The 11,697-nt window shown below is 69.1% G+C and carries 9 protein-coding genes; 4 read left to right on the top strand and 5 right to left on the bottom strand.

Translation table 11 applies throughout. From position 1 onward, the window contains the following. Positions 1-69 precede the first annotated feature (69 nt). The 5 genes from G7B67_RS10435 to dnaA form a co-directional block, all read right to left on the bottom strand. A complete protein-coding gene (locus G7B67_RS10435) occupies positions 70-876 on the bottom strand; it encodes a M48 family metallopeptidase (RefSeq protein WP_166211940.1) in 807 nt (268 codons plus the stop codon). A gap of 179 nt (positions 877-1,055) precedes the next feature. Next, complete coding sequence (gyrB, locus tag G7B67_RS10430; protein WP_166211937.1) at positions 1,056-3,539, bottom strand: DNA topoisomerase (ATP-hydrolyzing) subunit B; 2,484 nt, start codon at positions 3,537-3,539, stop codon at positions 1,056-1,058. Positions 3,540-3,645: 106 nt separating this feature from the next. Next, the gene (gene recF, locus G7B67_RS10425) at positions 3,646-4,773 is read right to left on the bottom strand and encodes a DNA replication/repair protein RecF (RefSeq protein WP_166211934.1); all 1,128 of its coding nucleotides are present in this window, start codon (positions 4,771-4,773) and stop codon (positions 3,646-3,648) included. Between the two features lie 85 nt (positions 4,774-4,858). After that, positions 4,859-5,959 carry a DNA polymerase III subunit beta gene (gene dnaN, locus G7B67_RS10420; RefSeq protein ID WP_166211931.1) on the bottom strand — a complete coding sequence of 367 codons (1,101 nt, stop codon included), beginning with the start codon at positions 5,957-5,959 and terminating at the stop codon, positions 4,859-4,861. Between the two features lie 288 nt (positions 5,960-6,247). Further along, on the bottom strand, positions 6,248-7,594 hold the full coding sequence (gene dnaA, locus G7B67_RS10415; RefSeq protein WP_166211927.1) for a chromosomal replication initiator protein DnaA: 1,347 nt from the start codon (positions 7,592-7,594) through the stop codon (positions 6,248-6,250). Between the two features lie 224 nt (positions 7,595-7,818). Here dnaA and rpmH point away from each other — a divergent pair, with 224 nt between their 5' ends. The 4 genes from rpmH to mnmE form a co-directional block, all read left to right on the top strand. Then, a complete protein-coding gene (rpmH, locus tag G7B67_RS10410; protein ID WP_036139660.1) occupies positions 7,819-7,959 on the top strand; it encodes a 50S ribosomal protein L34 in 141 nt (46 codons plus the stop codon). Between the two features lie 43 nt (positions 7,960-8,002). Then, positions 8,003-8,449 carry a ribonuclease P protein component gene (gene rnpA, locus G7B67_RS10405; RefSeq protein WP_166211924.1) on the top strand — a complete coding sequence of 149 codons (447 nt, stop codon included), beginning with the start codon at positions 8,003-8,005 and terminating at the stop codon, positions 8,447-8,449. Positions 8,450-8,536: 87 nt separating this feature from the next. Next, positions 8,537-10,237, top strand: coding sequence for a membrane protein insertase YidC (yidC, locus tag G7B67_RS10400; RefSeq protein WP_166211921.1), 1,701 nt, complete (start codon positions 8,537-8,539; stop codon positions 10,235-10,237). A 155-nt stretch (positions 10,238-10,392) separates the two neighbouring features. After that, the coding region (gene mnmE, locus G7B67_RS10395; protein ID WP_166211918.1) for a tRNA uridine-5-carboxymethylaminomethyl(34) synthesis GTPase MnmE at positions 10,393-11,697 on the top strand (1,305 nt) is incomplete at its 3' end.

The raw sequence follows: 11,697 nt of genomic DNA, 5'->3' as shown, positions 1-11,697 counted from the left end.
TTGCGGAAAAAGGGGAGGCCAACGCTAGCAGAAACACCTCGCGAGAGAAACGCAGCGAACCAAGCAAGGTCAGCCGCAGTGGGGCGTGCGACCCGAAGCGCGGGCCTGCCGGTACACCGGCATCAGGCCTGACGCGCGGCTGGCGAGCTCGCCCAGCCGGCTTTGCGGGTCCGGGTGGGTCGACAGCCATTCCGGCGGGCGGTCGCCGCCGGCGGCGATCATGTTCCGCCACAGGTCCTGGGCTTGGCGCGGGTCGAATCCGGCCTTGGCCATCAGCTGCTGGCCGACGACGTCGGCTTCGGATTCCTGGGTGCGCGAATTGGGCAGCAGGAACAAGCCCTGCGCGGCGACGCCGCCGACCTGGTTGGCCGTCTGCGCCGCGCCTTCGCCGTAGCGGGCGCCGAGCAGCGCGCTGATCAGGCCCAGCCCGGCCTGGGTCTGCATCTGCCGGGTGATGCGCTCGTCGTGGTGGTGGGAAATGACGTGGCCGATCTCGTGCGCGATCACCGCGGCCAGCTGGTCCTGGTTTCGCGCGACCTTGAAGATGCCGGTGTTGACGCCGACCTTGCCGCCCGGCAGGGCGAAGGCATTGGGTTCGGGGTCGACGAACAGCGCGGTGTCCCAGCGCATTGATTTCCACTCGGGCGGCAGTTCCTTCACCGGGCTGCTCACGACGCAGCGCACGTCGGCGGTCTGGCGCGCGTCGGTGGACTGTGGCGTCTTGGCCTTGGCCTCGGCGAAGGCCTGCGCGCCGAGCTGGTTGAGCTGCGCCTGCGACACCGCGCCGACGTACTGGGTGCGCCCGGTCGGCGAGGTGGTGGTGGCACAGCCGGCGACCGCGGTCGCCAGCGCAAGTCCGAGCAGCAGGGCTTTCATCGCAGGCTCCAATTCAGGAATCGGTCCGTTTGTAGGGCCCCGGGGGCGAAGGCGGCGTCATGACGCCACCGCATCCGGCGCCGTGCGCGGTCGACCTGAGCGGTTTCAGCGGCGGGCGCCGGGCCGGCAAGAGCGCGGCTGAAGTCGCTCGCGCGAACGGCCGCTCCTGCCGCGACGGATCAGACGTCCAGGTTGGCCACCTTGAGCGCGTTGTCCTCGATGAACGCGCGGCGCGGTTCGACCACGTCGCCCATCAGGGTCGAGAAGATCTGGTCGGCGGCCACCGCATCCTCGATCCGCACCTGCAGCAGGCGCCGGGTGTCGGGATTGACCGTGGTTTCCCACAACTGCTCCGGGTTCATCTCGCCCAGGCCCTTGAAGCGCTGGATCTGGCGGCCCTTCTTGGCTTCCTCGAGCAGCCAGGCCTGCGCTTCGGCGAAGCTCGCGACCGGCTGCGCGCGATTGCCGCGCACGATCTGCGCTCCCTCGCGCACCAGCCCGTGCAACGCGGATGCCGCTTCGCGCAATGCGCGCAGTTCGCCATGCTCGAACACCGACAACGGCAGCACCTGCGTCAGTGCTTCGCCCATGTGCGTGCGCGTGACCAGCAGTGCGGCCGGACGCGCCTCGGTCGCCGCCTGCAGCGTGAGCGCATAGCGCGGCTTGCCCAGGCCGCTGCGATTGAGCCGCGCCTGCAGCGCGTCGAGCTCGCTGCGTTCGTCGGTCGCGCTGGCGAACGAGGTCGCATCCAGCGGCGTGAAGTCGATCAGCGCCTCGAGCACCGCCGGCTCATAGCGGTGCGCATTGCGCGCGATCGTGTCGCGCGCGCCGGCGAACACCAGCAGCAACTTTTCCAGCGCCGCGCCGGTGATCGGCGGCTCGCCTTCGGCCGGAACCAGCGATGCGCCTTCCACCGCATTGCCGGCCAGGTACACGTCCAGCGCGGCGTCGTCCTTCAGGTACAACTCGGTCTTGCCCTGCTTGATCTTGTACAGCGGCGGCAGGCCGATATAGACGTGGCCGCGCTCGATCAACTCGGGCATCTGCCGGTAGAAGAATGTCAGCAACAGCGTGCGGATGTGCGAGCCGTCGACGTCGGCGTCGGTCATCAGGATGATGCGGTGGTAGCGCAGCTTGTCCGGGTTGTACTCGTCCTTGCCGATGCCGGTGCCCAGCGCGGTGATCAACGTGCCGACTTCGGCCGACGCCAGCATGCGGTCGAAGCGCGCGCGCTCGACGTTGAGGATCTTGCCCTTGAGCGGCAGGATCGCCTGGGTCTTGCGGTTGCGGCCCTGCTTGGCCGAGCCACCGGCCGAGTCGCCCTCGACGATGAACAGTTCCGACAGCGCCGGGTCTTTCTCCTGGCAGTCGGCGAGCTTGCCGGGCAGGCCGGCGATATCCAGCGCGCCCTTGCGCCGGGTCAGGTCGCGCGCCTTGCGGGCGGCCTCGCGGGCACGCGCGGCGTCGACGATCTTGCCGGCGATCGCGCGTGCCTCGTTGGGGTGTTCCTGAAGGAACTCCTCCAAACGTGCGCCGAACGTGCTCTCAACGACCGGCCTGACGTCGGAACTGACCAGCTTCTCCTTGGTCTGGCTGGAGAAGCTCGGATCCGGCACCTTGACCGACAGCACCGCGATCATGCCTTCGCGCATGTCGTCGCCCGAGAGGGTGACCTTGGCCTGCTTGGCGATCCCGTTCTGCTCGATGTAGTTGGTCAGGGTGCGCGTGAGCGCGGCGCGGAACCCTTGCAGGTGCGTGCCGCCGTCCTTCTGCGGGATGTTGTTGGTGAAGCAGAACATCGTTTCCTGGTAGGCGTCGGTCCACTGCAGGGCGACGTCCACGGTGATGCCGTTCTGCTCGCCCGACACCGAGATCACGTTCGGGTGCAGCGGGTTCTTGAGCTGCGCCAGGTGCTCGACGAAGGACGCGATGCCGCCGGCATACTGGAACACATCGCGACGCGCTTCGCCGCCGTCGCCATGCACGCGCTCGTCGGTGAGGGTGATGCGCACGCCGGAATTGAGGAACGACAGCTCGCGCAGGCGCTTGGCAAGGATGTCGTAATGGAATTCGACGTCGGTGAAGATCGCCGCCGCCGGCTTGAAGCGCAGCAGGGTGCCGCGGCGATCGGAGGGCTCGAGCTGCTTGAGCGGATAAAGCGGCTCGCCCAGCGCGTATTCCTGCCGGTAATGGAAACCGTCGCGCCAGATATCCAGCCACAAGTGCTCGGACAGCGCGTTGACCACCGAGACGCCGACGCCGTGCAGGCCACCGGACACCTTGTACGAGTTGTCGTCGAACTTACCGCCGGCGTGCAGGACGGTCATGATGACCTCGGCCGCGGAGACGCCCTCTTCCTTGTGGATGTCGACGGGAATGCCGCGGCCGTTGTCGGAGACCGAGACCGAACCGTCGCCGAGCAGGGCGACCGTCACCTCGTCGGCGTGCCCGGCCAGGGCTTCGTCGATCGCGTTGTCGACGACTTCGAACACCATGTGATGCAGGCCGGTGCCGTCGTGGACGTCGCCGATGTACATGCCAGGGCGCTTGCGCACCGCATCCAGCCCGCGCAGCACGGTGATGCGGCTGGAGTCGTAGACGGGGCTGTTCGGCGACGGCGCCGGATCGGCGACGGGGGTGAGATCGGACTCGTGTTGCGACATGCGCTGGCAGGCTCCGGCGACGCGCGCGTCCGCAACAGCGGGGCGCGTCGGACACATTAGCTATGGATGCGGCCAGTATACCAAGCCACCACGGCTGCCAGCGGGCTCAACCCGGCGCCTGGGAGGGGTCTTCAGCCACCAGTTGCCCATGTTCCACGTGGAACACGCAGCGCGGCGCGTGCAGCGCGTGCAGGACCGCGGGCGCTTCGGTGCCGGTGACGAACACCTGTGCGCCGCTGGACAGGACGCGCTCGAGCACCCGCCGCTGGTGGGCACGGTCGAGCTCGGAGGCCAGATCGTCCAGTGCGACCACCGGCCAGTCGCCCCGCAGCGCGGCGTGATGCTCGGCCTGCGCCAACAGCGCCGACAACGCCGTGAGCTTGGCCTGGCCCCGGGACAGCGCATTGCGGCCAGGGATCCCCGCCTGCACCAGCTGCCAGTCGGCGCGATGCGGTCCGACCGTGGTGTGCCCTGCGGCCAGGTCGCGATCACGCGAGAGCAACAGCGCGTCGCCCAGCGCAAGTTCCTCCTGCCGCCAGCCGGGTTGGAAGACGATCCGGCTCGCCCCCGCCGCCGGCAGCAGGGCCTGTAGCACCTGCTCCAGAACCGGCTGCAGCTGCTCCAGGTAACGCTGTCTCGCGCGGGTCAGGGGCTCTCCGCTGGCCGCGAGTTCCTGCTCCCAGGCCTCGAGCTGGCCGTCGCGGATCCCGCGCTTGAGCAGGGCGTTGCGCTGCTTGAGCGCGCGCGCATGGCGGCGCCACAACGGCAGGAAGTCCGGTTCCACGTGGAACAAACCCCAATCGACGAAGCGGCGCCGGTTCTCCGCGCCGCCCATGATCAGGCCGTGGCTTCCGGGCTCGACGGTGACGACCGCCAATGCCGCGCACAGCTGGCCCAGATGGTCGACGCTGGCGCCATCCAACCGGCCCTCCCAGGCCTGCCCGGAATGGCGCAGGCCGGCGCGATGGCGGACGCCGTCCCGGCCGGCCATCGCGGTGCCTGCTGCGGCCTGCCATTCGACGAAGACTTCCAGCGCCGACGCCCCTTGGCGCACCAGGCCATCGTGCACCCGTCCGCGGAAGCTGCGCCCGTAGGCCATCAGGTGCAATGCCTCCAGCACGCTGGTCTTGCCCGCGCCGTTGGCGCCGGTGATCAGGTTCAAGCCGGGCCCCGGGGCCAGCTGGGCGTGCTCGAACCGGCGCAGGTTGGACAGTTCCAGCCGGGTCACGCGCATGCGGCAAGCCCCGCAACGCAAGACGCCCGGGGCAGGCCGGGCGTCTTGGTTCCACGTGGAACATCCAGCAGGGGCGGCGTGCGCGTCACAGCCGCAGTGGCATCACCACATGCCGGCACTTCTCGCTGCCGGCCTCGCGCACCAGCGCCGAAGAGTTGGCGTCGCGCAGCTGAAGCACGACGAACTCGTCGCGCAACGCCGACAGGGCATCGAGCAGGTAGTTGACGTTGAAGCCGATCGCGAGGTTGTCGACCCGGGTGTCGGCTTCAACCTCTTCCTGGGCTTCTTCCTGCTCGGGGTTGTGGGCGTTGATCTTCAGCTGGCCCGGCGACACCTCGACGCGGACCCCACGGTACTTCTCGTTGGACAGGATCGCGGCGCGCTGCAGGGCGGCGCGCAGGACTTCGCGGTCGATCCTGACCTCGCGGTCGGCACCGATCGGGATCACTGCCTCGTAATCGGGGAAACGGCCGTCGATGAGCTTGGAGGTGAAGGTCACGTCGTCGCGCTTGACCCGGATATGGCTGCGCCCGACTTCCAGCTCCAAGCTGCGGTCACCGCCCTCGAGCAGGCGCTGCAGCTCCTGCACGCCCTTGCGCGGAACGATAATCTGGCGCTTGGTCGCCGCACCTTCCTCCAGCGCCGCCTCGCACAGCGCCAGCCGGTGGCCGTCGGTGGCCACGCAGCGCAGCGTCTTGTCGCGCAGGTCGAACAACAGGCCGTTGAGGTAATACCGCACGTCCTGCTGGGCCATGGCGAACGCGGTGCGCTCGATCAGCTCCTTCAGCGCCGCCTCCGGCACCTGCACCCGCTCGGTCGCTTCCATCTCGTCGACCGAGGGGAAGTCGTTGGCCGGCAGGCTGGCCAGGGTAAAGCGGCTGCGCCCGGCCTGGACGGTGACCTTGTCGCCGGTCTGGCTGACGGTGACCTTGCTGCCATCGGGCAGGGCGCGGACGATCTCGAACAGCTTGCGCGCCGGGATCGTCGTCTCCCCGTCCTGCGCCTCATCGACCGCATGGCGGGCGATCATCTCCACTTCGAGGTCGGTCCCGGTCAGCGACAGCTGGCCATCCTTGACCTGGACCAGCAGGTTGGCCAGGACCGGCAGGGTCTGGCGTCGCTCGACGACGTTGACCACCTGTGCAAGTGGTTTCAGGAAGACTTCGCGTTGCAGGCTGAAACGCATGCGGTGGATTCCCCGTGGCCCAAGCTTGAAAGGATGGATAAATCAAAAGCAGGTGGTGCTGGTGTCGCAAAAAAGCGTTGGTAACTAATGCAAACTATTGATTTGTAACGTTTATATTTTTCGCTACGGCGTGTACAAAGACCAAGGGCAGTGGTTTGCATCCTGTGGATAAATCGGATCCTCCGACCGCCCCCGGGGGTTATCCACAACTTGTCCGCGACTCACCCACCGCTTGCCGTCGCAGCGCGGAAGCAGCCCCTGCCCCTGCTGCCAGCGCCGCCGGGCAGGTCATTCGCTGAGCTTGCGGATCAGCTTCTCCCAGTCCTCGCGCAGCTTGCCGTCGGTTTCCATCAACCCCTTGATCTGGCGGCAGGCGTGCAACACGGTCGTGTGGTCGCGACCGGCGAACGCATCGCCGATTTCCGGCAGCGAATGCTCGGTCAGTTCCTTGGCCAGCGCCATCGCCACCTGGCGCGGGCGCGCCAGCGAACGGGTGCGGCGCTTGGACAGTAAATCCTTGATCTGCAGGCCGTAGTAGTCTGCCACGGTCTTCTGGATGTTGGGGATGCCGATTGCCTGCTGCTGCGCGCGCAGCAGGTCGCGCAAGGTCTCCTGCGCGAACTCCTGCGTGATCGGGCGACCGGTGAAATTGGCGCGCGCGGCGAGCGTGTTGAGCGCGCCTTCCAGATCGCGCACGTTGGAGCGCATCTTCTTGGCGATCAGGTTGGCGACGTCATCCGGGATCAGCGTGCCGCGCTCGCGCGCCTTGGACAGCACGATCTGCGCGCGGGTCTCGAAATCCGGCGGGTCGATCGCCACCGACAGCCCCCAGCCCAGGCGCGATTTCAGCCGCGGCTCCAGGCCCTCGACCTCGCGCGGGTAGCGGTCGCAGGTCAGGATGATCTGCTGCTTGCCGTCGAACAGCGCATTGAAGGTGTGGAAGAACTCCTCCTGCGTGCGGTCCTTGCCGGCGAAGAACTGGATGTCGTCGATCAGCAGCGCATCGATGCCCTGGAACTGGCGCTTGAATGCATCCATGCCGCCGGACGTCTTGTCGTAGAGCGCCTTGGTGAAGGCATTCATGAACTGCTCCGAGCGCATGTACATGATCCGCATGCCCGGCCGCTGCGCGCGCATCGCGTTGCCGGCGGCGAACATCAGGTGGGTCTTGCCCAGGCCGGTGCCGCCGTACAGCAGCAGCGGGTTGTGCGCGCGATCGCCGGGCTTCTGCGCCGCCTGCCAGGCCGCGGCGCGACCGAGCTGGTTGCTGCGGCCCTCCACGAAGTTGTCGAAGGTGTAATGACTGTCGAGGTTGCCGTGGAAGGGTTCGCCGGTCGTCGTCCGCGGCGCGGTGGCCGGGCTGCCGAAGGCAGGCGGCGGGGCGCCGGTCGCCGCGGGCTTGCGCAGCGAACCGATCTCCAGGCTGACGTCGCCGGCGCCGGTGAAGTGCGCGACCAGCTCGCGGATCCGCGCCAGGTAACGGGCGCGCACTTCCTCCATCACGAAGGCGTTAGGTGCGTACAGCACCACGTTGCCGTCGCGCGCCTGCGCCTGCAGCGGCTTGAGCCAGGTGTGGACGTCCTCGGCCGGGAGCTCGGCTTCGAGGTGTTGCAGGCAACGAGGCCAGGCATCCATGGAGTGTGCGATTACCGAAAGACTGGCCACGCGGCGCAGGGCGCCGCGGTGCGATACCGAAGGGATGGGTCAGCCTACCACCCGCTCCCGGGGCGCGCATCGGCGCCGTTGGCGCTTTGCGTGCTTCTGCCTGGAAGGTGTCGCGCGGTGTCGGAGGTTGACCGCAGCCCCCGCGCTGCTAGAATGCGCGGTTCTTTCGTCCTGCTTAACCGCACGAGCCCGTCATGGCCACCAAGCGCACCTACCAGCCCAGCAACCTCAAGCGCAAGCGCGACCACGGCTTCCGTGCCCGCATGGCGACCGCCGATGGCCGCAAGGTGCTGGCCCGCCGCCGCGCCAAGGGCCGCAAGCGCCTCTGCGCCTGAGCTGCCTGCTGAGCGTCGGCCGTTGCGGCTGACGCCCACGCCGATGGACGACTCCATCGCGGCCGCGCCCGTCGCGGCCGGTCCGCGCCCACTCCAATCCTCGCCTGGCGCCGGATTCCCGCGCGCGGCACGGGTGCGCGCGAAGCGCGAATTCACCCGCGTCTTCGAAGGCGGCAAGCGCATTTCCCATCCGGCCCTGAGCCTGCACTGGCTGCGCGACGACGCCCCACCACGCCTGGGCCTGGCGGTCTCGCGCAAGGTCGACCCCACCGCCGTCGGCCGCAACCGGATCAAGCGCGTGCTGCGCGACCGCTTTCGCCACCTGCGCGCGCAATTGCCGGGCGGCGCGTATGTCGTCGTCGCCCGCCCCGCCGCCGCGCAAGCCAGCGCCGCGCAGTTGCGAGCGAGCTTCGAAAGCCTGCTCCAGCGCAGCGGCGCGTTGCCGGCAACGGTGACGACCGGCACAATGCCGCCGGCCAGCGGCCCCTAGCGCCGACCCCCTCCCGCCTTTGCGAGCCTGCCGAGCCTGCGCGCGGCGCGCTGGCCTGTCCCCGAACCTGAAGCCACCACGCCGCCCATGAACCAGACCCGTACCCTCCTCATCGCCGCCTGGTTGTTCGTTGCGGCCCTGCTGTGGATGGCGTGGACCAAGGAACAGGTGCCGGCCCCGGCCGCCACGCCGGCCGCGAGCACATCGGGTCCGGCCAACAGCGCCAGCGTGCCCTCGGTCCCCAGCGTGCCGACCGCCGCCTCGGCATCGTCCGCGGCTCCGACCCCGCCGGCCACCGGCGCCGGCGCCAGCGCGACGCCCGCCGCGCCGCTGGTGACGGTCACCACCGACGTCCTGCGCCTGCGCCTGGACGGCGGTGCGATCCACAGCGCCGACATCCTGCAGTACCCGCTGACGATCGCTCCCGGCAGCGCGCCGATGCGCCTGTTCGATGATTCCCCCGCACACCTGTTCGAGGCGCAGAGCGGCTGGGTCAGCAGCAGCGGACCGGCGCCGAGCCACGAAGGCGCCTTCGTGCCGGTCGACCCGGCGCGCGCGGTCACCCTGGGGCCCGGCGCGGATTCGGTGCAGGTGCCGTTCGTCTGGCACGGCGCCAACGGCGTCAGCATCCGCCGCACCTATACCTTCCGCCGCGGCGACTACGTCATCGACGTGCGCGACGAAGTGATCAACCAGTCCGCGGCACCCTGGCAGGGCTATGTCTACCGGCAACTGGTGCGGGTGCCGCCGACGGTCGCCAGCGGGATGATGCATCCGGAGTCCTACAGCTTCCACGGCGCGGCCTGGTACAGCGACAAGGACAAGCTGGAGAAACTGAAATTCACCAAGTTCGGCGAGGACTCGCTGCCTTCGCGGCAGGTGACCGGCGGCTGGATCGCGATGCTGCAGCACCACTTCTTCACCGCCTGGATCCCGGGCGCGAAGGACACCACCACCTTCTCCACCGCGGTGCCGCAGGCGGGCCAGGCGCTGGTGCGCGAACTCGGCCCCGCGGTCACCGTCGCCCCGGGCGCCACCGCAACGACGCAGGCAAGGCTGTGGGTCGGCCCGAAGCTGGTCAAGCAGATCGCGGCCCAGCGCGTGCCGGGCCTGGAACGCGCGGTCGACTTCAGCAGCATCACCCTGATGGCGGTGCTGGCCGGCTGGCTGTTCTGGGTGCTGCAGCACCTGCACCAGCTGCTCGGCAACTGGGGCTGGTCGATCGTCGGCCTGGTGGTGCTGATCAAGCTGGCGATGTATCCGCTGTCGGCCGCGCAGTACAAGTCGATGGCCAAGATGCGCCGCTTCCAGCCACGCATCGCCCAGCTCAAGGAGCGCTACGGCGAGGACAAGCAGAAGTTCCAGATGGCGCTGATGGAGCTGTACAAGAAGGAGAAGCTCAATCCGGTCGGCGGCTGTTTGCCGGTGCTGGTGCAGATGCCGGTGTTCCTGGCGCTGTACTGGATGCTGTCCGAGTCGGTCGAACTGCGCCACGCGCCGTGGATCGGCTGGATCCACGACCTCACCGCGCGCGATCCGTATTTCATCCTGCCGGCGATCAACATCTTCGTCATGTGGGGCACCCAGCACCTGGCGCCGAAGACGCCTGGCATGGATCCGACCCAGCAGAAAATGATGCAGTACATGCCGGTGGTGATGGGCGTGCTCTTCAGCTTCATGCCCGCGGGCCTGGTGCTGTACTGGATCACCAACGGCAGCCTGGGCCTGCTGCAGCAGTGGTGGAACACGCGCCAGTACGGACAGGAAATGGCGGCCGACAAGGGCTGATCGAAAGCCCGTCGCAAGGCGGGCTTTTGTCCTGCCCTGGAGCGGCTGCGGCGATGGTGCCGGGGCGATGACCATGCGCGTCCTGATCGCGGCCGGCCCCGCATGGGCGACACCGCTTAGGCTTGCGACACGAAACGCTGGAAGCCGCTGACACCATGCCCGACACCGGCCAGGACACCATCGCCGCGATCGCGACCGCTCCGGGCGCCGGTGGCATCGGCATCGTGCGCTTGTCCGGCGGGCTGTCGCGAGCGATCGCTCAGGCGCTGTGCGATCGTCCGTTGCAGCCGCGCCGCGCCACCTACGCGCGGTTCCGCGATGGCGACGGCGCGGTCATCGACGACGGCATCGCGCTGTATTTCCAGGGACCGGCGAGCTATACCGGCGAGGACGTGGTCGAACTCCAGGCCCATGGCAGCCCGGCGCTGCTGCGGCAACTGCTCGCGCGCTGTTGCGCGCTCGGGGCGCGGATGGCGCATGCCGGCGAATACAGCGAGCGCGCGTTCCGCAGCGGCAAGCTCGACCTCGCCCAGGCCGAAGCGGTCGCCGACCTGATCGCCGCCGGCAGCGAGGCCGCCGCGCGCGCGGCGCGGCGTGCGCTGGACGGCGCGTTCTCGCAGCGCGTCGACACGCTGGCCGCGCAGGTGTTGGCGCTGCGGGTGCAGGTGGAAGCGACCATCGACTTCGCCGACGAGCCGCTGGAAACCCTCGGCGTGGCCCAGCTGCGCGAGCGCCTGGAGGCGCTGCTTGAAGCATGGCGCGAGTTGATGCAGGCCGCGCAACGCGGGCAGAAGCTGCGCGACGGCCTGCATGCGGTGATCGTCGGCCCCCCCAATGCCGGCAAGAGTTCGCTGCTCAACGCACTGGCCGGCAGCGATCGCGCAATCGTCACCGCCGTCCCCGGCACCACCCGCGACCTGCTGCGCGAAGTCGTGCGCAGCGACGGTGTCGAGCTGATGCTGGTCGACACCGCCGGCCTGCGCGAAGGCGGCGACGCCATCGAGCGCGAGGGCATGCGCCGCGCCCGCGCCGAACTCGGACGCGCCGACCTGGTGATCGCGGTCGTGGATGCACGTGATCCGCAGGCAGGCACCCGCGCGCTGCGGGATGCCATCGCAGGCGCACCGCATTGCCTCTGGCTGCACAACAAGGCCGATCTCCTCGACCGCCGGCAGCCGGATGGCGATCCCTCCGCCGGCGGCGGCCGCGCCCCAGCAGGAGCGTCCCGGCCCGGCGAGGGTGCTGGCGGCCCCCTGCTCGTCTCGGCCCTGAGCGGCGAGGGCCTGGATGCCCTGCATGCGCATCTGCGGCGACTCGCCCAGGGCGATGCGGCCGCCGACAGCGGCCCGCAGGGCACGTTCACCGCGCGCGCGCGCCACGTCGACGCGCTGCGTCGCGCCGGCGACGAACTCCAGGCGACCCGCGCGGCCAGATCCGAAGGCCACACGTCTGAGCTCCAG

Origin of the sequence: Cognatiluteimonas telluris, assembly GCF_011320095.1 — a bacterium.
GTDB classification, from domain to species: Bacteria; Pseudomonadota; Gammaproteobacteria; order Xanthomonadales; family Xanthomonadaceae; genus Cognatiluteimonas; species Cognatiluteimonas telluris.
This window is presented reverse-complemented; position numbering and strand designations above follow the sequence as displayed.